The organism is Curvibacter sp. GW821-FHT01G03 (assembly GCF_059422285.1).
Map to the genome: position 1 here is coordinate 174,083 of NZ_JBWKWP010000008.1, position 20,696 is coordinate 194,778.

Here is a 20,696-nt window from a genome sequence, read left to right on the forward strand (position 1 = left end):
TGGAATGGGTGCGATGGGTTCAGGCTGGCGTGCCAGCGCGCTCTTCGGGGCGGGCAGGCCGGATCTGGCCTCGCTCTTCGACGAACACGATGTGCTCGTCGGGCTGCTCGCTGTTCACGAAAGACCGGAAGCGCTGACGCGTGACCGGGTCGCTGACGGCCGCCTTCCATTCGCAGGCGTAGGTGTCGACCACCTGCTGCATCTGGGCTTCGAGCTCGGCGCCCAGGCCCAGGCTGTCCTGCAACAGCACATCCTTCAGGTAGGCCAGTCCGCCTTCCAGGCTTTCGCGCCAAGTGCTGGTGCGCTGCAGGCGGTCGGCGGTGCGCACGTAGAACATCAGGAACCGGTCGATGGTGCGGATCAGCTCGTCCTGGCTCAGGTCAGAGGCCAGCAGTTCGGCGTGACGCGGTTTCATGCCGCCGTTGCCGCACACGTACAGGTTCCATCCCTTGTCGGTGGCGATGATGCCCACGTCCTTGCCCTGGGCCTCGGCGCATTCGCGGGTGCAGCCCGACACACCGAACTTGATCTTGTGCGGTGAACGCAGGCCCTTGTAGCGGTTTTCCAGCAGCACGGCCAGGCCCACGCTGTCGCCCACGCCGTAGCGACACCAGGTGGAGCCGACACAGCTTTTCACGGTGCGCAGGGACTTGCCGTAGGCATGCCCCGACTCGAAGCCTGCGGCGATCAGCTCTTCCCAGATCGCGGGCAGTTGCTCGACACGGGCGCCGAAGAGGTCCACCCGCTGGCCGCCGGTGATCTTGGTGTAGAGGCCGTACTTCTTCGCCACCTGGCCCACGGCGATCAGGCCGTCCGGCGTGACCTCACCGGCCGGCATGCGGGGCACCACCGAGTAGCTGCCGTCTTTCTGGATGTTGCCCAGGTAGTAATCGTTGCTGTCCTGCAGGCTGGCCAGGTCCTTCTTGAGCACGAACTCGTTCCAGCACGAGGCCAGCATGTTGGCCGCCGCGGGCTTGCAGATGTCGCAGCCCAGGCCTTTGCCATGGGCGGCCAGCAGCTCGTCAAAGCTGCGGATCTTGCCCACCCGGATCAGGTGGTACAGCTCCTGGCGCGAGTAGGCAAAGTGCTCGCACAGGTGGTTGTTCACGGCCAGGCCCTGCTTCTTCATCTCCAGCTTCATGACCTGGGTGGCCAGGGGCACGCAGCCGCCGCAGGTGGCGCCAGCCTTGGTGCAGGCCTTGAGCTCGCCGATGCTGGTCACGCCGCCGGCCACGGCATCACAGATCTGGGCCTTGGTGACGCTGTTGCACGAGCAGATCTGGGCGCTGGCCGGCAAGGCGTCCGGGCCCAGGCCGGGTTTGGCCTGGCCTTCGCTGCTGGGCAGGATCAGAAACTCGGGGCTCTTGGGCAGTTCGATGCCGTTCAAGGCCATTTGCAGCAAGGTGCCGTACTCGTCGGCATTGCCCACCAGCACCGCCCCCAGCAGGCGCTTGCCGTCCGCGCTGATCACGATCTTCTTGTAGACCTGGGCGATCTCGTCGCAGTACTGGAAGCTGCGGCTGCCCGGGGTCTTGCCGTGTGCGTCGCCAATGCTGGCCACGTCCACCCCCATGAGTTTGAGCTTGGTGCTCATGTCGGCCCCGACAAAGGCCACGTCGTCCTGCCCGGCCAGATGCCGGGCGGCCACGCGGGCCATGTCGTAGCCCGGGGCCACCAAGCCGAAGGTCTGGCCGTTCCAGGCGGCGCATTCGCCGATGGCGTAGATGTCCAGGTCGCTGGTGCGGCACTCGCTGTCGATCTCGACGCCGCCGCGCGGGCCCAGGGCGAGGCCGCTGGTGCGGGCCAGTTCGTCCCTTGGGCGGATGCCGGCCGAGAAGACGATCATGTCGGTCTCCAGGTGGCTGCCATCGGCAAACACCATGCGGTGGCGCGCCGTCTCGCCGTCGATGATCTGCAGCGTGTTCTTCTGGGTGTGCACCTGCAGGCCCAGGTCCTCGATCTTGTGGCGCAGCACGCGGCCGCCACCCTCGTCGACCTGCACAGCCATCAGGCGCGGTGCAAATTCGACCACATGGGTCTGCAGGCCCAGGTCGCGCAAGGCCTTGGCGCATTCCAGGCCCAGCAGGCCGCCGCCCACCACCACACCGCTCTGGGCCCGGGCACCGCACTCGGTCATGGCCTCCAGGTCTTCGATGGTGCGGTACACAAAGCAGTCGGCCCGATCATGGCCCGGCACCGGCGGCACGAAGGGGCTGGAGCCGGTGGCCAGCACCAGCTTGTCATACACCAGCACCTGGCCATCGACCAGGGTGACGGTATGGGCATCGCGATCAATCTGCGCGGCCCGGGCCGCCAGGCGCAGGCTGAAGCCGGTGCGCTCGAAAAACCCGGGCTCGACCAGCGACAGGTCCTGGGCCGACTTGCCGGCAAAGAACGCCGACAGGTGCACCCGGTCGTAGGCCGGGCGTGGCTCTTCGCACAGCACCGTGACCTGGGCCCCCTGCAGGCCGGCTTCGGCCAGGCTCTCGAGGAATTTGTGGCCCACCATGCCATGTCCGACGACGATGATTTTCATGTTGCGTGCTCCTGAATGAAGTGCGCAGCGCGGCGCACCGGCGGGCCGGGCCTCAAGTGCCGTACCTGCCATGGATGAAAAAATCAAAGGGGTTGATGCCGCGTCGGTACAGGCAGCGAGCGGGCCCAGGCCCGGCGCTGTGTGCGACGCGTGTCCGCCGTCGTTAGCGGTGCAGAAGGGGCCGGTGAAGCGTCGATGCTGCCGGCCACGGCCTCATACAAGCAGCTTCCGTGCCTGCCAAAAAATGCCCCTCGGATCGGCTTGGCGCTGCACGATGGGCCTCACCGCACCAGATCAGGCCGGCAGAGCACCGATGCGGTGCACAACAGCACGGCGGCGCCCTCAAACGTCGATGGCCGAAGGGGCCGCCTGGCGGATCAATTCGATGAAGCGGCTCAGGCGCGCAGGGATCAGCCGGCTGTAGGGGTAGACCAGGTACACCGGCAGGGAGGGCGCCTCCCAACCGGGCAAAAGGTGCCGCAGGCGGCCTGCGGCGATGTCTTCGTCCACCAGCCAATGCGAGAAGATGCCCAGGCCCAAACCACGCAGGGCGGCATTGCGCAGGGCGTACAGGCTGTCGGTGCTGAAGCGGGGGCGGATGGCGAAGCTGAACGACTCGGCTGTGGCGCGCTGGTTCAAAACCACTTCGTTCTGATAGAAGGTACGCACTGCCATCCAGGGCAAGGCCGCGAGGTCGCGGGGGTGGGCGGGTGGCCTGGCCGCATCCACCCATTGCGGTGCGGCCACCACCACCCGCCGCACCTCACCCAGTTTGAGTGCCACCAGCGAAGGGTCTTCGACCGTGCCCACACGGATGGCGCAATCCACCCCCTCGGCAATGAAATCGGGCAGGCGGTCGTTCAACAGCCACTCCAGCGAGACCCCGGGGTAGCGCGCCAGGTAGTCAGCCACGGGGCCGATCAACTGCTGCTGGCCAAAGGCGTGCGGGGCCAATACGCGCAAAGTGCCCTGGGGCTGGGCCGCCTGGCCGCGCAGCCCCTCGTCCATCGACTGCCAGGTCTCCAGCAGCCCCCGCGCCAGCGTCAGGCAGCGCTCACCATCCTCGGTGAGCTTCATGGCATGGGTGCTGCGCTGCAAAAGCTTGAGCCCCAGCTGCTGCTCCAGCGCCGTGAGGCGGCGGCTGATGGTGGGCTGGGTGCTGCCCATCTGGCTGGCCGCCGCTGACAGACTGCCCGCCTCGACGATGCGGACAAAGGTGTCGAAGAGCTCGATGCGATCGACCTGGCGGCTGGCGGGCGGAGTGGTTTTCATGCGCCAAGCGTATATCAATTGTTCAAATCAGGGCACTACACGGGCTGATTCGGCGTCATTACAGTTCAAGGCATCGATCTTCACCGGAGAAATCCATGGATTCCATACCCGTTGCGCATGAACCAAAACCCCCAGCAGCCCCCCTCCCCGAATGGCGTCAGAAGCACCTGGTCTTGCTGGCCGCTGGCGCGGGCTTCAGCGTGGCCTCGCTGTATTACAGCCAGCCCATCCTGGGCGTGCTGGGCGCCGACCTGCAGGCCAGCGCCAGCCACATCGGCCTGGTGCCCACCCTGACGCAACTGGGCTATGCCCTGGGCATCCTGCTGCTGGCCCCCCTGGGTGACCGATTGAACCGGCGCCGCTTGATCCTGGCCAAGGCCTTGGCTCTGACGGCGGCCTTGCTGCTGAGTGCCTTCGCCCCGTCAGTCCCCTGGCTGTTGCTGGCCAGCCTGCTGATCGGCCTGTCGGCCACGGTGGCGCAGGACATCGTGCCCGCAGCGGCCATCCTGGCGCCCGAGTCCAGCCGGGGCAAGGCGGTGGGCTCGGTGATGACCGGGCTGCTGCTGGGCATTCTGCTGTCGCGGGTGGTGAGCGGCCTGGTGGCCGAGCAACTGGGCTGGCGTGCGGTGTATGGCGCGGCCGCAGGCTCGGTGGCGATCCTGGCCCTGGCCCTGTGGCGCGGGTTGCCCGACTTCGCCCCCACCACCCGGGTCTCGTACACCGCCCTGATCGGTTCGATGGGCCAGCTGTGGCAGCGCTACCCAGGGCTGCGCCATGCCGCGCTGGCCCAGGGCCTGCTGGCCGTGGGCTTCAGCGCCTTCTGGTCGACCCTGGCGGTGATGCTGCACGCCGAGCCCTTCCACCTGGGCAGCGGAGCCGCCGGTGCCTTCGGCCTGGCAGGCGTGGCGGGCGCGCTGGCCGCGCCCTTGGCCGGACGCATCTCGGACCGCCGAGGCCCCGAACTGGTGACCCGCCTGGGCGCCGGCCTGAGCGCCCTCGCCTTTGCCAGCATGGCGGGCGCCGCCTGGCTGCCACCCCAGGGCCAGTTGGTGCTGATCGTGGTGAGCGCGGTGGCCTTCGACTTTGGCGTGCAAGCCACCCTGGTGGCCCACCAGACCCTGGTCTACGGGCTGGAGCCGGCCGCTCGCAGCCGGCTCAACGCCCTGCTGTTCGTGGGCATGTTCATCGGCATGGCCACCGGCGCCTGGCTCGGCAGCCTGGCCCTGGCCCAATGGGGTTGGCTGGGGGTGGTGGGCCTGGCCACGGTGGCCGCGCTGGGGGCCTTGGCGGTGCGGCTGGTGGTCAGCACCCGGCCGACAAGTCTGACCAAGACAGGTCTGGCCCAGGCCTGACGCTGAAGTTGGCGGGGCTGGCAACCGCCTCGCTGCGGTCCAGGCCCAAGAACCAAGGGGCAACAAAACGGGCCGTCAGGCCATTACACGCCGGATGTTGTCGTCGATGCGGCCCTGGATCAGGCGCAGGGTGTCGGGGGTGATTTGCCCGGCGAGTTGGCTGTGCGCCGTGGTGGTGAAGGTGCTGGCCACGCTGCAGACCCGCCCCAGGACAGCGGCAACCGCCTGGGCGGAGAGTTCAGCCTCTCTGAGCCCCAGTTGCAGCAGGTGGCTGCGGCCCACTTCCAGAGCCTCGCCCATCACATCCATCTGGTGGTACCCCCCCGGGCCTTCGCAGAAGGTGACATCGTAGGCCGGCGCCAACTGCCATTGACCTGTGGGCTGCATCAGGTAGGCGAAGTTCTTGGGGTGGTCGTCGCGGTTGTTGAACACCACGTTGAAGACGACCCGCTCGAAAGCCCGGGCTTTCTCCCGCATGTCGTTGGTGCACAACTGGGTGGCCCGCAAAAAGTTGACGCTGTCGAGCGCGCCGGGGATGCGGAAGTCGGCCCCGGTGAAGGCGGCGAGGCTCTGCTGGGGGATGCGCTGGCCTGCCTGCCGATCGAAGCGTCGCGAGCCAAAGGCGGCCTGGCCGTTGGGCAGTTCGAAATAGGCCGTCTCGGGCGTTTCGATGCCGCAGGCTCGCAGGCACTGGGCGTAGATGGCCTCTACCGCACACACCTCAGCGGGCTCATGCCGCCCCGGAAACTTGATCAGCCAGGCATCCAGACCCGGCGCATCGACCGTGCTGAACCCACCGGACCCAGGGTCGCGGTACAGCATGGCCTTGGGTCGGGCGCCCTGAGGCGAGCCACCCATCCGCAGCAAGCTTTGCAGAAAGGCCCCGCCCTCGCCTCGCAACACTTGCTGGACCTGCGTGGCCAGGTGAGCCAGGACCGGGGTCTCTTGCGAGCCCTGGGCCTCTGGCGCCGCAGGCACAAAGCTCATGGCGCCCATGGCGCTCGCGCCGACATAGGCCAGACGCGCCAGCGGGCCGACCCGGGCTGCTGGCAGCCCCTGCCGTTTGAACCAGCGGTCCATCAGAAGCATGCCCCAACCATCGGGCAAGGCGTCATAGACGGGGCCGGGCAAGCCGGCTTGGTGGGCCGGGAGGTCTTTTCGAAAGCGCGGGCCCATGAGCGGCAAACGCAAAGCCGACAGCTCAAGCCCCCGGGCCAGCGCCTCATCGCTGTACTCAAAGGCCACCAGGGGGCGGCCGGTGATCACATCCGTAGAGACCAGCCGGCCCCAGCGCCAATGCTCGCCCCATCCGTTGTAGAACACATCGATATGCTCAGGCACGGCTCGCCTTTCGCTTGACACGGCGGCGTTGGGCGCCGGCCTCGTAACGCAACATGTCGTCCAGGCTGTCCAAACGGGGCTGGAACAGGGCCTCCAGCTCTGCCGACCGCCCCAGCACCATGGCAACGCGAACCACGCTCTCAAAGCTCGTGTTGCGACCCGATTCGAGGTTGGACAGGGTGTTCACGCCAACACCGGCACGCGCCGCCACCTCGGCCTGCGTCATCTGCTGAGCCAGGCGCTCTTGCCGCAGACGGGTGCAGAGCTGGCTCACGATCTCGTCGGGGCGACGGTAGATTAAATCCATTTTTTTATGTGTTAAGTCTAGTTAATAGACCTAACACCCAATATTTTAGATTTATGAATCCATTCCGTCAAAACCATTGAGGATCATCCGAGCCCATCGAACTTGGGTTGCAGCAGGCCCAACGGACACCCCAGCCTCCATCGATCTTCAGCGCTGCCTACAGCACATCAATGAAAGCGCGCGTCTTGCTGGGTATCAGGCGCTCAGCACACGTCGCACATGCGCGCTGCGCACAGGGGCCTGGGCCATGGCATCGGGAACGACCTCACTGCCCCCAGGGCTACCTGGCCAAGGTGCTGACAAATTGCTCGTACATCGCGTCGACGGCACTCGAACGTTGTGAGCTTTTGCTGCGGAACACCGCCACCTCCATGCCGCCCAGGGCGGGCAGCTCAAACCCCTTGGGCAGGCCCTGGAGCGGCTGCAAGCTGGCTGGCACGCTGCAGCGCGTCAATACCGCCACCGCCAGCCCGCTCTCCACGGCGGCCACCTGGCCGGCCAGGCTGGAGCTGTGATAGACCACCCGATAGGCGCGGCGCCTGGCGGCCAAGGCGGACATGGCTTCGATTCTGGCCAGGCTGCCTGATTCGTAGACGGCAATCGGCATGGGGTTCTTGCGCCAGACTTCAAACTGGGGGGCACCGACCCACACCAAAGGCTCATGGAACAGGAGCCTGCCGCGCTGGGGCTTGTCACGGGAGACCAGGGCCAGGTCCAGGTCGCCACGCAGCACCTTGGGGATGAGCGAGGTCGACTGCTCGCAGGTCAACTCAATCTCCACCCCCTGGTGACGAGCCGCAAAACTGCGCAGCACCGGCGTCAGGTAGGTGGCCGCATAGTCATCGGGCACCCCCAGGCGAATGCGGCCTTCCAACTCGGGGCCGAACATCACGGCCTGGGTCTGGGCCTGCAACTCCAGCATGCGGCGCGCATAGGACAGCAACTCGGCTCCGGCCGCCGTGATGTCCATGTGGCGCGGGCTGCGCACCAGCACAGCTTTGCCCAAGGCGCCCTCCAGCTTCTTGATCTGCATGCTCACCGCCGACTGCGAGCGGTGCAGCAAGGGGGCTGCCGCCGACAAGGAGCCGGCATCCACCACCGCCACAAAGGCGCGCAACCAATCGATTTGAAGATCCGGGTGTTTCATCGCGACAGCCATTCATTCGATAAACGCATGGTAGCTGTCAGAACTATGCGCTTTACTGAATTCTTGCGCCCCGGGAACATCGCCCCATGCACAGCAAGACCGCCCTCACCACCGCCTCAACATCCACATCACGCACCACCGGCGAGCAGCGCGGCCTGGGGCTCATGGTGGCCGGTGGCCTCTTGCTGGGCACCCTCGGCGTGTTTGTGCAAGAGGCGGCTCAACACCCGCTGGTGACCGTCTGGTTTCGCTGCGCGATGGGTGCGCTGGCCCTGTTCTTGTGGTGCGCAGCCACAGGGAATCTGAAGGGCCTTCACCTACAGGGCAGGCGCCTGGGCGTGGTCTGTGTCATGGGCTGCCTGATGGTGCTGAACTGGGCCCTTTTCTTTGCCGCCATTCCACGCACTTCCATGGCAGTGGCCACTGTGGTGTTTCACATTCAGCCCATCTGGGTCATCGTGTTTGGCGCGTTGTTTCTGCGCGAGCGGGTGTCCTGGGGCCAGTGGATGGCGACGCCGGTGACCCTGTGCGGTTTGGCCCTTACCACCGGTTTGCTGGATGACCTGGCCATCTCCCACACAGCCCGCAGCGGCTATGCCCTCGGGCTGCTGCTGTGCCTGGGAGGCTCGCTGAGCTATGCCGCCGTGACCCTGCTGGCCAAGACCCAGCAGGGCATCGCGCCTTTGACGCTGGCCTTCTGGCAGTGCGCGGTGGGCAGCCTGGTACTGGTCTGGGCACCCTGGGTTTTTGGCTTGCCCCAACAACCCGGCACCTGGGCCTGGCTGGCGGGCCTGGGCGTGTTGCACACGGGCCTGGCCTACGTGGTGCTTTTTGCAGGCATGGCCAGGCTCCCGCTGGGTCGCATTGCCGTGCTGCAGTTTGTCTACCCCTTGGCGGCCGTGCTCTTCGATTGGGGCCTGTATGGCACCCGCTTGAGCCCCACGCAGCTCGCAGGCATGGCCTTGATGGGGGCTTCGGTTTGGAGCATTGTCAAAACCAGGGGCGCAGCGCAGCCGGCGCTGGATGACTGAGTACGGCGACTCACGGTGATCCAGTCCACCCCTGCAGCTCAATCTCGCTGTAACGCCGCCTGCAGCATCTCGATGAAAGCCCGGGTCTTGCTGGGCATCAGGCGCCGGCCCAGAAACACCGCCCAGGCCGGCTCGGGGGGCAGGCACCAGGCGCTCAGCACACGGCGCAATTCACCGCTGCGCACACGGGCCTGGGCCATGGCATCGGGCACCGCCACAATGCCACAGCCGCCCACGGCCATCTCCAGCAACAGGCCAGGGGCATTGGCGACAAAGCTGCTTGGGGGGGCGCCCTCCCAGCGGGTGTCGCCGTGCAGCAGCGTCCAGCGGGCAGGCTCCAGGTTGCGCTTGAGCAGCAGCACGCTCTTGTGCTGCGCCAGGTCTTCGGGGGATTGCGGATCACCATGCTCGGCCAGGTAGGCCGGTGCGGCGTACAGACCGATGGACAGCGTGGCCAGCCGTCGCGCGGTGAGCGAGGCATCGTCCTGCAGTTCGCCAAAGCGCAGGGCCAGGTCAAAGCCTTCGCCCACCAGGTCGACCCGGCGTGGTGACAGGTCCAGCTCCAGCGTCACCGCCGGGTGCAGGGCCACAAAGGCGGCCAGCATGTCGCGCAGCATCAAGGTGGCCACTTCGGGCGGCATGGAGACGCGCAGGCGCCCCGTGGGTTGCAGCTGACGGTGTTCGCTGAGGGCGGTGACGGCATCGACTTCTGCCGCCACCTGGCGCGCATGTTCCAGCAGTTGCAGGCCGAACTCGGTGAAGGTGGAGCGGCGGGTCGAGCGTGACATCAGGCGCTCGCCCAACTGCTCCTCCAGGTGCGCGACGCGGCGCGACACCGAGGATTTGGGCAGGCCCAGGCGCTCGGCCGCCTTGCTGAAGCTGCCCGCCTCGGCCACACGGGCGTAGATCAGCAGATCGTTGGGGTTGAGGGATTCCATGGGCACTGCGGCGGGTGTGTCGCGGGCCTCAGCCCGGTGTGGCTTCGAGCGCCGATTCGATGTGGATCTCGCCGCTGAGCAGGCGGTGGATGGGGCATTTGTCGGCGATCTCGAGCAGGCGCTGTCGCTCGGCATCGGTCAGTGTGCCCTCGATGGCGATGCGACGCTGCAGCTGGTAGCGCACACGACCGTCGGCAGCCTTGTCTTCCACATGATCCACCGTGACCCGCAAGGCCGTGACGGCCAGCTGACGGCGGCGAATGTAAAGCTCCAGCGTCAAGGTGGTGCAGGCGGCCAGGGCCGAATCAAGCAGGTCGTGCGGATCGGGGGCCCGATCCTGCGAGCCCAGGGTCTTGTCGATGTCCGAGTTCCAGACATGGCGGCCGTTGCTCAGAGTGGTGAGCGCGCCGTTGGCGCGCTGCAGGGTGGCTTCGATGGTCATGGTCAGTCTCCGTTCAATCCAGAAAATCAGGGCTGCGGCGCAGCCTCAGGCGGCTTCTTCGCCCAGGCGCCCATCGCGGAAATCGTTCAGGGCCTGGTAGATCTCTTCCTTGGTGTTCATCACGAAGGGGCCGTACTGCACGATGGGCTCCTTCAAGGGCTGGCCTGCGATCAGCAGCACACGGGCATCGGCCGTGGCCTCGATGACCACACCGTCGGCCTGCGCCTCATTGCGCAGGATGGCCATGCGCTGCAGCGGCACGGCCTGACCGCCCACCGACACCTCGCCCCGGTACACGTACACGAAGGCATTGTGCTGCGGTGGCAGCACCTGATCGAAGCGTGCGCCCTGGGGCAGGTGCAGATCCAGGTACAGCGGCTGGGTGATGGGGCGCTGCACTGCGCCCTGCACACCGTGGCTGCTGCCAGCGATCACCGTCACCGCCACGCCGGCGGGCGTCACGAAATGCGGCAGGTCGGCGGCCTGGAAGTCGCGGTACCAGGGGGTGTTCATTTTTTCGCTGCTGTGCAGATTGAGCCAGAGCTGAAAGCCCTCCATCACGCCCTCCTCCTGTTGCGGGATCTCGGAATGGATCACGCCCTTGCCGGCCGTCATCCACTGCACGCCGCCGTTTTGCAGCAGGCCCTCATGACCGGCGCTGTCGCGGTGCAGCATGCGGCCGGCAATCATGTAGGTGATGGTCTCGAAGCCGCGGTGCGGGTGGTCGGGAAAGCCGGCAATGTAGTCGTTGGGGTTGTCGCTGCCAAAGGCATCGAGCATCAGGAAGGGGTCGAGCCGATGCTGCAAGGGCTGCGTCAGCACGCGGCTGAGCTTGACGCCCGCGCCATCCGAGGTGGCCTGGCCGCGCACCAGTTGCTCGACGCTGCGCGATTGGGTGACCGGGGTGATCTGAACAGAGCTGGATGTCATGGTGAGCCTTTCGGTGTTAGAGGGGTTGAATCGAAGGCTAGACTTTATTGTTGCTAATAGTTTTATGGAATAGCCTTTTGAGCGCCTCTTTGTTGCTTAGACGGAACAATGGCGCCGCAACTGACCCAGACAGACTGGGCAGCGGATTCTTTTCAGGCGGGATCAGCGGGGAACAGCGAATGACGGCTCAAGCAATCGGTGCAGCGCGGCGGTCACCTCCTGAGCCTGCGCCTGCAGGCACTGCACCAGGGCCTGCGTTTCTGACATGGCCGGCCGGTACAAAGGGCGCAACAGGGTGATGCTGAATGGGATGGAGAATGCCAGCCTGCGCAACACAAGCCCCGACCCCGCCATGGCCAGGGCGGTAAAGGGATTGACGATGGCCAGCCCCAGACCTTGCTGCACCATGGCGCACACAGCCACTGCACTGTGGGTTTGCAGGTGCAATTGGCGCACCACGCCCTCCTCGGAAAAAAGCTGGTCTATTTGACAGCCGTAAGGGTCATCGGCAGCCAGACTGATGAACTGCTGGCCTGCAAAGTCCTGCAAACGCAGTACCGCATGCGCAGTCAGGGGATGCCCGGCTGGCAACACAGCCACTTCATCCAGTGTCAGCAGCGGAAGGGCCTGCACACCCACAGGTGTACCGGGCTGCTCGCTCAGGCCCAGGTCAAAGCGCTGGGCGCTCATCCATTCCTCCAGCAACGGTGACTCTTGCGGGGTGATGGACACACGCAGACGGGGCTGCGCCTGAAGCAGCCGGGCCATGGCGCCAGGTAACAAAGCATGGGCGAGGGCCGGCAGGCACAGCACCGAAAGCTGTGCCTCCTGCGATTGCCCCAGGGCCACGGCCCGCTCAACGACACGCTCCAGCCCCCGCCATGAGATTTGCACTTCGTCCCACAGCGCCAGAGCGCGGGCATTGGGGCGCAGGCGGCCCTGCGAGCGTTCAAACAGTGGGTAGGCCAGCAGGTGCTCAAGTCGTGCCAATTCGCGGCTGACAGTGGGCTGAGAGCTGCTGAGCAAAGCGGCAGCATGGGTCACGCTGCCGGCAGTCATCACCGCGCGAAAGACTTCGATGTGCCGGTGGGTGATGAGGGCGCTGCGGGTGCTTTGCGGGTCCCTGATGGAGGGCTGGATCATGTCAAAAGCATATCAAGAATGAATGATTAATGGACAAATTTCCATTGGACTGAATATCCCCGTTTCGGCAGGATTCCAGCGGTGTCTCGCCTTGGCGTCCTATTTGTGTTTCTCATCCTTTTGAAGCCCCACATGTCCACTCTCTTTAACCCCGCCCAGTTGTGGTCACTGACCGAGCAGTTCGGTACACCGCTTTGGGTGTACGACGCCGCCACCATCGGCCAGCGCATTGCCCAGCTTTCCAACTTCGACACGGTGCGGTACGCCCAAAAGGCCTGCTCCAATATCCACATCCTGAAGTTGATGCGCGAGCAAGGCGTCAAGGTCGACGCGGTTTCACGCGGCGAAATTCTGCGGGCCCTGGCTGCGGGGTTCCAGGCAGGCGATGAGCGGTCAGAGATCGTGTTCACTGCTGACTTGTTCGATGCCGCCACACTCGACTGCGTGGTGGAGCACGGCATTCCCGTCAACACGGGCTCCATCGATATGCTGCACCAGTTGGGCCGTCGGTCCAAAGGGCACACGGTATGGCTGCGCATCAACCCCGGCTTTGGCCATGGTCACAGCAACAAGACCAACACAGGCGGCGAGCACAGCAAGCACGGCATCTGGCACACCGATGTGACATTGGCACTGCAAACCATTCGTGAGCAGGGTCTGACGCTGGCGGGTCTGCACATGCACATTGGCTCGGGCGTGGACTACAGCCACCTGTCCAAGGTATGTGACGTCATGGTGGACTTGGTGCGACAGGTGCACGCCCAAGGGCATGACCTGCGTGCGATCTCGGCCGGCGGTGGGCTGTCCGTCCCCTATCGCGAAGGCGATCCCGTGATCGACACGCAGCATTACTACGGCATGTGGGACAGGGCGCGTCAGCACGCCGAGACCCTCGTCGGCCATGCGCTGGGGCTGGAAATTGAGCCCGGCCGCTTCCTGGTGGCCGAATCAGGCGTGCTGCTGGGTGAAGTGTGTGCCACCAAGAAGGCGGGCAACAATCACTTTGTGCTGGTGGATATGGGGCTCAACGAACTGATGCGCCCCTCCATGTATGGCAGTTTCCATGCCATCAGCGTGCTGCGCCGAGATGGCAGCCAGGGCCCCAGCCAGCCCACGGTGGTGGCGGGCCCGCTGTGCGAGTCGGGCGACGTGTTCACCCAGGGCGATGGCGGCGCCGTATTGCCTCGTGACCTGCCGGCGGCGGAGGTGGGTGACCTGCTGGTGATACACGACACCGGGGCCTATGGCGCATCCATGTCATCCAACTACAACACCCGCCCGCTGATTGCCGAAGTGCTTGTCAATGGCGCAGAGCCCCGCCTGATCAGACGCCGCCAGACAGTGGATGAGTTGTTGGCGCTGGAATTGGGTTGGTAACGCCAGCAGCCTGAGCGCCCAAACGCACCCCTGGTCCCACGCTGGCCACCGGCTCAGCCAAGCCCTCAATGGCAGCAGCCCCCACTGGCTGATGCGCCAGCAGCGAGCGCACCCGGCCCACCAGGGCCGTGCGGTTGGCGACCCGCAGTTTCTTGAAGGCATTGCCCAGATGGAAGCGGACGGTCGGATACTCCAGCCCGAGCCGGTGCTGGATCTCCTTGTCTGGGCACCCGCAACTGACGAGCCAGGCCACCTGGGCTTCACGCCGGCTCAAGCGCCCCTCGCGCTGCAGCGTGGCCTCGGCGCATTCGCCGTCGTCTGGCGCCAAGGACTGGTCTTTGAGGCCCAGGCGACTCAGGGCCGCGGTGATGGCGGGCTCCACCATGCGCAGGATGCTCAGCTCGCTGGTGTCGAAGTTGCCGCGCTCACGGTGACGCCAGATGCGCACATCGCCCACGCATTGGTCCTGATCGTAAAAGTAGGCATTGACCCCCCAATACATCCGGTCGCGCAGCAAAAAATCATTGAAGAACTCGGTGCGGGACAGATCGGTCTGGCACATGACCTGGGTGGCGACCGTCGGCTTGCGGCGCTGCATCATGGGGAAGGTAAGAGGGTCGACGAACCGGAAGTGCGCATCCCAGGAGCGCAGGTTGTCCTCGGACATATTGAGTGCCGTCACGCGCTCGAAGCGCTGGCGCCCGCCATCCCAGACCATCGACACGTAGGTGTCGGCCCCCAGCAGATCCAGCATGGGCAGCGCCATGCGTTCACGAAGCTCATCAGCATCGGTCGCATCGGCGATCAGCTTCATGAGGTCGGCGAGCGCGCGGGTCTGGACGGTGGAAAGGTGCATGCGGGGATCCAAGCAAAGTTCATGCGCGGGAGCTTGATGCTACGGACGGTCGTGCAGCTTTGCCCTCCGGTCAGACCCTGGCTTTTCCGATCCACAGGAGGGGGCCCCTAACGATTCCTATAGGTCAAGACCGGAAAGCCGCTTCGTAAATTGGAGCCCATCACCACGGATGGATGACCCCATGCACGCATTTGACCTTCCCCTCCATGAACAGCGACGGCAGCTGGATGCCCAGACGGTGAGCAGCGCAGAGCTCGTCGATATCTGCATCGCCAGGGCCACGGCCGGCCAGGACCTGAACGCCTGGTCGAGTTTCAACCCCCAGGCCCTGCGCGATGCGGCCCGTGAAGCCGATCGGCGCCTCGCGGCCGGAGAGCGCCTGCCCCTGCTGGGCATCCCGATGGCCCTGAAAGACAACATCGAGGCCACGGGCTTCCCCTGTGGCGCCGGCACGGCGGCCCTGGCGGGCCAGGCGCCCCAAGCCGACGCCGAGGTCGTGACCCGGCTGAAGGCCGCTGGTGCGGTCATCGCGGGCAAACTGGGCATGCATGAGCTGGCCATGGGAATCACCAGCCACAACGCGGTCACAGGCGCTGTGCGCAACCCTTGGGACCGCACCCGCAGCCCTGGGGGCAGCAGTGGTGGCTCGGGCGCCGCCGTGGGCGCCCACCAAGTAGCGGCGGCGCTGGGCACCGACACCGGCGGTTCGATCCGGATCCCTGCCGCCTTGTGCGGGGTGACCGGGTTCCGCCCCACGGTGGGGCGTTACGCGAATGGGGGCATTGCCCCGATCTCGACCACGCGGGACACCGCCGGCCCACTGGCCGCGACCGTGGCAGATTGCGCTCTGATCGATGCCGTTCTGACCGGCGCGCCGGTCACCCCGACACCGATCGGCCTGAAAAATCTGCAAAACCTGAAGGGCCTTCGCATCGGCCTGCCACGCGCACCGTTCTGGCGCGACCTGGAACCCGGGGTCCAAGCGAGCTGCGAAAGCGCCCTGAACACACTGAGCAATGCCGGTGTTGAATGGGTCGAGGTCGAACTGCCGTGCCTGACCGAACTGTGTGCTGCGGCCAGCTTCCCCATCGTGCTGTATGAGTTTGTGCGCGACATGCGTGCTTATCTGCAACAGCGAAATCGGGGCGTGCCTCTCGAAGAACTGATCGCCCAGGTCGGCAGCCCTGATGTGCGCCAAATCGTCGGCCCGCTGTTGAGCGGCGGTGACATTGCGCCAGCAGCCTACCAGGCTGCGCTAACGGCACGGGCCGAATTGCAGGCCCTCTACGCCCGGGCCTTCGAAACCCACCGGGTGCAGGCCTTGGCCTTCCCGACCACAGCGCGCACAGCCGCACGCATTGGCGAAGACGAGACAGTCGACATCAATGGTGTGCAGATCCCCACGTTCAGCGCCTTCATCCGGCAGACGGACCCCGGCAGCACGGCTTCTCTGCCCGGCATCTCGCTGCCGGCAGGCTTGTCCAACGGGCTGCCCGTGGGCCTGGCGCTGGACGGCCCCATCGGATCCGACCAGCAGTTGCTCGCCATCGCCGAGGTCGTACAGGCAGCCCTGCCGCCTGCACCTCAAACCCCCATCCCCGCCTGAACTCAAAGGAAACCGCCATGGACCGTCGTTCATTCCTGCACCACACCTTGGCCGCCACCGCGGCCGGCATCGCCACATCGGCCTTCGCGACCAACCCCCTGAAGGTGGCGGTGCTGATTCCGCAAAGCGGGCCGGCCGGCCTGTTCGGCCCCTCATCCAAAGCCTGCGCCGAGATGGCGGCGGCCGCGTTGAATGCCCGTGGGGGCCTTCTCGGGCGTCCGCTTGAACTGCTTTTTGGGGACGCCGGGCTGGCACCGGCCGAGTCGGCGCAAACCGCCTTGAAGCTGTGGAAAGGCCAGCGGGCCGAAGCCTTCATCGGCATGCACGACAGCGCGGTGCGCGGTGCGCTGGTCGGCCTGTTCAAAGGACAGGTGCCTTATGTCTACACGCCGGTGTATGAAGGCGGCGAATGCGCCCGAGGCACCTACGTGACAGGCGAAACACCCCAGCAGCAGCTGGAGCGCGTCATCCCCTGGCTGGCCACAGAGCGCAAGCCCACCAAGTGGTACCTGATTGGCAACGACTATGTCTGGGGCCGCAACACCAACGCAGCCGCCAAGGGCTACATCGAGAAGACCGGCGCCAAGGTGGTGGGTGACGAGTACCTGCCCTTCACCGTGGACAACTTTGACGCCAGCCTGGCCCGCATCCGCGACAGCGGTGCCGATGCGGTATTGGTCTCGCTGGTGGGGGGCTCGTCGGTCACCTTCAACAAGGCCTTCGCCAGCCTTGGCCTGGCCGACAAGGCCTTGCGCCTGGGCACCCTGATCGAAGAAAACACCCTGGCGGGCATCGGCTTGGGCAACGCCCGTAACCTGTATGCCAGCTCGGGCTACTTTGCCAACCTGGACACGCCGGCGGCCAAAGCCTTTGCCGCCGCCTATGCCAAGCGCCTGGGTGCCAATGCGCCCACGCTGAACGGGCTGGCCGAATCCACCTACGAAGGCTTCCTGATGCTGGAAGCCCTGGCCAAAAAGGCGGGCAGCCTCGATGTTGCCAAGATGGACGCCATGACGGAGGGCAACACCTACAGCGGCCCCCGAGGCACGGTGACGCTGCAAAACCGCCATGCCGAGCAAGACATTCACGTGGCCGATGTCACCGACAAGGGCTTTCGGGTGCTCAAGACCTTTGCCAAGGTCGGCGCTGGCCAAAGCTGCAAGGTGTGACGCATGGACAGCGGCACGGTCTTGCATGTTTTGAACCTGGCCTATGAATTGGCCACGCTGGCCCTCACCACGCTGGGCCTGGCCATTGTCTTCGGCTTGCTGGGGGTGATGAACATGGCCCACGGCGAGTTCGTGATGATGGGCGCTTACGCCGCAGTCGCGGTGCAACAGTGGGGGCTGCCATTGATCACCGCAGTGCCGCTGGCCGTGGTGGTTTGTGGCGGGCTCGGCTACGCGGTGGAGCGCTGGCTGATCCAACCGCTTTACGCTCGGCCCTTCGACACGCTGCTGGCCACCTGGGCGCTGGCCATGCTGCTGCGCAAGCTGGTCGAAGCGATCTTCGGCCGTGGCTACCGCAACGTCGAATCGGCGTTGACGCAGCCCACTCTGGTTCTGGGGTCGCCCTACCCCGTGTACCGACTGGCGCTGATCGCCTTCACGCTGGCCGTGATGGCGGGTCTGTTCGCCTGGTATCGGCAAAGTGCGGCTGGCCTGCGTGTGCGAGCGATGACCGCCAACCCGATCCTGGCCCAGGCCTTGGGCATCCCGACCCGGCGCCTGGCCTCCCAAGCGTTCGTGATCGGCGTGGTGCTGGCCGGCCTGTCTGGCGTGCTGCTGGCCCCACTGATCCGCATTGAGCCAGGGATCGGGGTCGACTACCTGCTGGATGCATTCTTCGTGTTGGTGGTGGGCGGCATGGGCACGCTGGGAGGCCTGTTCGGCGGGGTTGGCATCATCGGTGGCGCTCAGGCCATCACCAGCAGCATGGCGGGCCAAACCAGCGGTTACGCGGTCGTGCTCATGCTCTCCAATGTTTTTTTGTGGTTGAAACCCGATGGCCTTTTTTCGCGACGCTAAACCGGCGGCTGCTCTCGCAGCCGTGTTGGCAGGCCTGCCCTGGGCCAGCAATGACTTCACCGCCTATCAAATCGCCCTGTTCCTGGTCTACGGCATGGCCGCCCAGGGCGTGGCGCTGTGTTGGGGCCGCCTTGGCTTTCTGTCGCTGGGGCATGCGCTGTTCTTCGGCCTGGGGGCCTACCTGAGTGGCGGGGTGCTGCGGGCGGCAAGCAACGGGGCCCTGTGGTACCTGCTGCTGCCGCTGGCCATCGCGGCGCCTGCGCTGCTGGCCTATCTGATCGCACGTGTGGTGTTTGCGCGCAGCACCCGCAGCGGGCCTTACTTTTCGCTGATCACACTGGCCCTCACCATGCTGGGCTTTCTGGCGGCTCAGCAATGGAGCGGCCTGACGGGCGGCTTCAACGGCATGGCCGACATTCCGGAGCTTCCGGGCACCTCGCGCTACGAGACGCTTTACTGGGTGATTGCGGCTTGCGCGGTGGGGTCCACGCTGGCGCTGTCCTTGCTGGTGGCACGCCCCATCGGGGTTGTCTGGGAGGCCATCGCCCAGAACGAGGACCGGCTGCAACTGCTGGGCTACGCCACCGACCGCATCAAGGCCCTGGCCTTCGCTGGTTCGGCCCTGCTGACCTCGCTGGCGGGTGCCCTGTTTGCCGCGCACCAGGGCATCGTGACCCCCCAGGCCATGAGCTTTGTGCTGTCGACCGAACTGGTCATCTGGGCGGCTGTCGGGGGCAAGGCCAGTGCGCTCGGCCCCCTGCTGGGCGCCACCATCGTCGGATACGCTTCGGCCGAACTGCGGGAGCAATTCCCGTACTGGGAGGCCGCCGTGGCCATGCTGTTCATCGGGGTCGTGCTGTTTTTGCCAGACGGGGTGGCCGGTTTGATGCGCCGGGGCCAGGCGCCACGACGCGCCAATGCCGGGCAGGCCAAGCCCGTACGGCGCCCTTATGCCCCAACAGCCTCGCTGGTCCTGGCCGAGGTCCAAACAGGCCAGTCGGGCGTGCGCATCCTGGACGGCTTGTCGCTCGGGCTTCAGGGCCCGGGCATACGCTGCATCATCGGCCCGAATGGCGCGGGCAAGACCTCGATGTTCAACCTCATCACAGGGCGACTGCCGCTGCTGGGCGGCAGCATCAGGCTGAACGGCCACGACATCGGCGGCCAGCCCGCCTGGCGGGTGGCCCGCCAGGGCATAGGCCGAAAGATGCAGGTGCCCTCTGTCTTCCCGGCGCTGAGCGTGCGAGAAAACCTGGGGCTGGCGCTTTGGGCCGGGCGAGCCCGCGGCTCAGACCTGCTGCGCCTGGCCACCCTGGGCTGGCAGACCCCCTTGCTGACCGACATCCTGGGCCAATTCCAAGCATTGAGCGAACGCCTGGACAACCCGGCCGGCAACTTGGCACAAGGGCATCGGCAGGCCCTGGAGTTGGCGATGACCCTCCTGCCCGAGCCCGGCCTTGTGTTGCTCGACGAGCCTTGCGCCGGGCTATCGCCAGCAGAGACCCACCACATGATCCAGGCCATCCAGTCGCTGGTGCTACGCATCGGGGCGGCGGCCTTGCTGATCGAACACGACATGTCGGCCGTTGACGCACTGGGCGGTGAGGTTTATGTCCTGCACCAAGGCCGCCTGCTGGAGCAAGGGTCGCTGGCGCAAATCCAGGCCAGCCCGGCGGTTCGGGCCATCTACGCCGGAGGCCGAAAATGAGCCTGACATTCTCCAACATCGTCTGCGGCTATGGCGACACCCTGGTCGTCAGGGGCGTATCGGGCCAGGTCCAAGCTGGCCGGGCACTGGCCATCGTGGGGCGCAACGGGGTCGGCAAAAGCACCCTGCTGAAGGGCTTGGCGGGCCTGTTGCCCCTGGCCCAGGGGCAGTTGATCTGGGGTGGTCGCGACATCACCGGCAGCGCACTGCACACCCGGGTAGCGCTGGGCATGGCCTACACGCCGCAGGACAATGTGGTGTTCGCCGAGCTGAGCGTGGCCGAGAACCTGTGGCTGCACCTCGACGACCGTGATGCCGACCGCTACACCGACCTGTTCGAGCAATTCCCCTTGCTGGCCCGGCGGCGGAGCCAGCGCTCGGGCTCTTTGAGCGGCGGAGAACGCAAGCTGCTGGCCTTCACCCGCACCCTGGGCCTGCGCCCCAAGCTGGCCCTGCTGGACGAGCCCACTGAAGGGGTACAGCCCGAAAACATCGACCGCATGGCCCACTTGATACGGCAGCGCAAAAGCACAGGGGCCAGCTTCATCATCGTCGAGCAGAACCTGGAATTCGTATCGGCCTGTGCGGACGATGTCATCGTGCTGGACCACGGCGAACAGGTGCTTCAGGGGGCCTTGGGCGAGCTGGGCCGCGAGCGGATCGAGCGGCACATGGTGGTCTAG

18 protein-coding genes are annotated in these 20,696 nt (G+C 65.9%); 8 read left to right on the forward strand and 10 right to left on the reverse strand.

Annotation, left to right across the window (positions count from 1 at the left end):
• Positions 1-19: 19 nt before the first annotated feature.
• Both nirB and AC07VS_RS13455 read right to left on the reverse strand, forming a co-directional pair.
• The gene (gene nirB, locus AC07VS_RS13450; RefSeq protein WP_494751189.1) at positions 20-2,536 is read right to left on the reverse strand and encodes a nitrite reductase large subunit NirB; all 2,517 of its coding nucleotides are present in this window, start codon (positions 2,534-2,536) and stop codon (positions 20-22) included.
• Between the two features lie 342 nt (positions 2,537-2,878).
• A complete protein-coding gene (locus AC07VS_RS13455) occupies positions 2,879-3,808 on the reverse strand; it encodes a LysR family transcriptional regulator (RefSeq protein ID WP_494751190.1) in 930 nt (309 codons plus the stop codon).
• 95 nt (positions 3,809-3,903) lie between these two features.
• On the opposite strand from AC07VS_RS13455, the gene AC07VS_RS13460 reads away from it, so the two are divergent.
• The gene (locus AC07VS_RS13460) at positions 3,904-5,160 is read left to right on the forward strand and encodes an MFS transporter (RefSeq protein WP_494751191.1); all 1,257 of its coding nucleotides are present in this window, start codon (positions 3,904-3,906) and stop codon (positions 5,158-5,160) included.
• Between the two features lie 75 nt (positions 5,161-5,235).
• Here AC07VS_RS13460 and AC07VS_RS13465 read toward each other — a convergent pair whose 3' ends face one another.
• The 3 genes from AC07VS_RS13465 to AC07VS_RS13475 all read right to left on the reverse strand — a co-directional run bounded on the left by AC07VS_RS13465 (position 5,236) and on the right by AC07VS_RS13475 (position 7,955).
• Entirely contained in the window at positions 5,236-6,501 is a 1,266-nt protein-coding gene (locus AC07VS_RS13465; protein WP_494751192.1) for a type II toxin-antitoxin system HipA family toxin, read from the reverse strand.
• Entirely contained in the window at positions 6,494-6,808 is a 315-nt protein-coding gene (locus AC07VS_RS13470; protein ID WP_494751193.1) for a helix-turn-helix transcriptional regulator, read from the reverse strand. The genes AC07VS_RS13465 and AC07VS_RS13470 overlap by 8 nt, the downstream gene beginning before the upstream one ends.
• Positions 6,809-7,088: 280 nt before the next feature.
• Positions 7,089-7,955: a LysR family transcriptional regulator gene (locus AC07VS_RS13475; RefSeq protein WP_494751194.1), complete on the reverse strand. Its 867-nt coding sequence runs from the start codon at positions 7,953-7,955 to the stop codon at positions 7,089-7,091.
• Positions 7,956-8,041: 86 nt separating this feature from the next.
• Here AC07VS_RS13475 and AC07VS_RS13480 point away from each other — a divergent pair, with 86 nt between their 5' ends.
• Complete coding sequence (locus AC07VS_RS13480; RefSeq protein ID WP_494751195.1) at positions 8,042-8,986, forward strand: DMT family transporter; 945 nt, start codon at positions 8,042-8,044, stop codon at positions 8,984-8,986.
• Positions 8,987-9,024: 38 nt separating this feature from the next.
• On the opposite strand, the gene AC07VS_RS13485 is transcribed toward AC07VS_RS13480, so the two are convergent.
• From AC07VS_RS13485 to AC07VS_RS13500, 4 genes are all read right to left on the reverse strand, one after another.
• The gene (locus AC07VS_RS13485) at positions 9,025-9,924 is read right to left on the reverse strand and encodes a LysR family transcriptional regulator (protein ID WP_494751196.1); all 900 of its coding nucleotides are present in this window, start codon (positions 9,922-9,924) and stop codon (positions 9,025-9,027) included.
• Positions 9,925-9,952: 28 nt separating this feature from the next.
• Positions 9,953-10,366, reverse strand: a complete 414-nt coding sequence (locus tag AC07VS_RS13490) for an OsmC family protein (protein WP_494751197.1) — start codon at positions 10,364-10,366, stop codon at positions 9,953-9,955.
• 45 nt (positions 10,367-10,411) lie between these two features.
• Positions 10,412-11,296 (reverse strand): pirin family protein, encoded by an 885-nt coding sequence (locus AC07VS_RS13495; RefSeq protein WP_494657217.1) that lies wholly within the window; start codon positions 11,294-11,296, stop codon positions 10,412-10,414.
• Positions 11,297-11,458: 162 nt separating this feature from the next.
• Complete coding sequence (locus tag AC07VS_RS13500; RefSeq protein WP_492347611.1) at positions 11,459-12,439, reverse strand: LysR family transcriptional regulator; 981 nt, start codon at positions 12,437-12,439, stop codon at positions 11,459-11,461.
• Positions 12,440-12,571: 132 nt separating this feature from the next.
• Between AC07VS_RS13500 and lysA the strand changes: the two genes are divergently transcribed.
• The gene (gene lysA / locus AC07VS_RS13505) at positions 12,572-13,816 is read left to right on the forward strand and encodes a diaminopimelate decarboxylase (RefSeq protein ID WP_492347610.1); all 1,245 of its coding nucleotides are present in this window, start codon (positions 12,572-12,574) and stop codon (positions 13,814-13,816) included.
• Here the strand turns inward: lysA and AC07VS_RS13510 are convergent.
• A complete protein-coding gene (locus AC07VS_RS13510; RefSeq protein ID WP_492347609.1) occupies positions 13,764-14,672 on the reverse strand; it encodes a helix-turn-helix transcriptional regulator in 909 nt (302 codons plus the stop codon). The two genes, lysA and AC07VS_RS13510, sit on opposite strands and share 53 nt — an antisense overlap.
• Positions 14,673-14,853: 181 nt before the next feature.
• On the opposite strand from AC07VS_RS13510, the gene iaaH reads away from it, so the two are divergent.
• The 5 genes from iaaH to AC07VS_RS13535 are packed head-to-tail and all read left to right on the forward strand — an operon-like array spanning position 14,854 to position 20,696.
• The gene (gene iaaH, locus AC07VS_RS13515) at positions 14,854-16,278 is read left to right on the forward strand and encodes an indoleacetamide hydrolase (protein ID WP_494751198.1); all 1,425 of its coding nucleotides are present in this window, start codon (positions 14,854-14,856) and stop codon (positions 16,276-16,278) included.
• 17 nt (positions 16,279-16,295) lie between these two features.
• Positions 16,296-17,447, forward strand: a complete 1,152-nt coding sequence (locus AC07VS_RS13520) for a substrate-binding domain-containing protein (RefSeq protein WP_492347607.1) — start codon at positions 16,296-16,298, stop codon at positions 17,445-17,447.
• Between the two features lie 3 nt (positions 17,448-17,450).
• On the forward strand, positions 17,451-18,305 hold the full coding sequence (locus tag AC07VS_RS13525; protein WP_494751199.1) for a branched-chain amino acid ABC transporter permease: 855 nt from the start codon (positions 17,451-17,453) through the stop codon (positions 18,303-18,305).
• On the forward strand, positions 18,283-20,013 hold the full coding sequence (locus AC07VS_RS13530; protein ID WP_494751200.1) for a branched-chain amino acid ABC transporter ATP-binding protein/permease: 1,731 nt from the start codon (positions 18,283-18,285) through the stop codon (positions 20,011-20,013). Before AC07VS_RS13525 ends, AC07VS_RS13530 begins: the two co-directional genes overlap by 23 nt.
• Complete coding sequence (locus tag AC07VS_RS13535; RefSeq protein ID WP_494751201.1) at positions 20,010-20,696, forward strand: ATP-binding cassette domain-containing protein; 687 nt, start codon at positions 20,010-20,012, stop codon at positions 20,694-20,696. Before AC07VS_RS13530 ends, AC07VS_RS13535 begins: the two co-directional genes overlap by 4 nt.

Coding starts and splice junctions, on each gene's coding strand:
- nirB (WP_494751189.1), bottom strand. CDS start 2,536: ATGAAAATCATCGTCGTCGGACATGGCATGGTGGGCCACAAATTCCTC.
- AC07VS_RS13455 (WP_494751190.1), bottom strand. CDS start 3,808: ATGAAAACCACTCCGCCCGCCAGCCGCCAGGTCGATCGCATCGAGCTC.
- AC07VS_RS13460 (WP_494751191.1), top strand. CDS start 3,904: ATGGATTCCATACCCGTTGCGCATGAACCAAAACCCCCAGCAGCCCCC.
- AC07VS_RS13470 (WP_494751193.1), bottom strand. CDS start 6,808: ATGGATTTAATCTACCGTCGCCCCGACGAGATCGTGAGCCAGCTCTGC.
- AC07VS_RS13475 (WP_494751194.1), bottom strand. CDS start 7,955: ATGAAACACCCGGATCTTCAAATCGATTGGTTGCGCGCCTTTGTGGCG.
- AC07VS_RS13480 (WP_494751195.1), top strand. CDS start 8,042: ATGCACAGCAAGACCGCCCTCACCACCGCCTCAACATCCACATCACGC.
- AC07VS_RS13485 (WP_494751196.1), bottom strand. CDS start 9,924: ATGGAATCCCTCAACCCCAACGATCTGCTGATCTACGCCCGTGTGGCC.
- AC07VS_RS13490 (WP_494751197.1), bottom strand. CDS start 10,366: ATGACCATCGAAGCCACCCTGCAGCGCGCCAACGGCGCGCTCACCACT.
- AC07VS_RS13495 (WP_494657217.1), bottom strand. CDS start 11,296: ATGACATCCAGCTCTGTTCAGATCACCCCGGTCACCCAATCGCGCAGC.
- AC07VS_RS13500 (WP_492347611.1), bottom strand. CDS start 12,439: ATGATCCAGCCCTCCATCAGGGACCCGCAAAGCACCCGCAGCGCCCTC.
- lysA (WP_492347610.1), top strand. CDS start 12,572: ATGTCCACTCTCTTTAACCCCGCCCAGTTGTGGTCACTGACCGAGCAG.
- AC07VS_RS13510 (WP_492347609.1), bottom strand. CDS start 14,672: ATGCACCTTTCCACCGTCCAGACCCGCGCGCTCGCCGACCTCATGAAG.
- iaaH (WP_494751198.1), top strand. CDS start 14,854: ATGCACGCATTTGACCTTCCCCTCCATGAACAGCGACGGCAGCTGGAT.
- AC07VS_RS13520 (WP_492347607.1), top strand. CDS start 16,296: ATGGACCGTCGTTCATTCCTGCACCACACCTTGGCCGCCACCGCGGCC.
- AC07VS_RS13525 (WP_494751199.1), top strand. CDS start 17,451: ATGGACAGCGGCACGGTCTTGCATGTTTTGAACCTGGCCTATGAATTG.
- AC07VS_RS13530 (WP_494751200.1), top strand. CDS start 18,283: ATGGCCTTTTTTCGCGACGCTAAACCGGCGGCTGCTCTCGCAGCCGTG.
- AC07VS_RS13535 (WP_494751201.1), top strand. CDS start 20,010: ATGAGCCTGACATTCTCCAACATCGTCTGCGGCTATGGCGACACCCTG.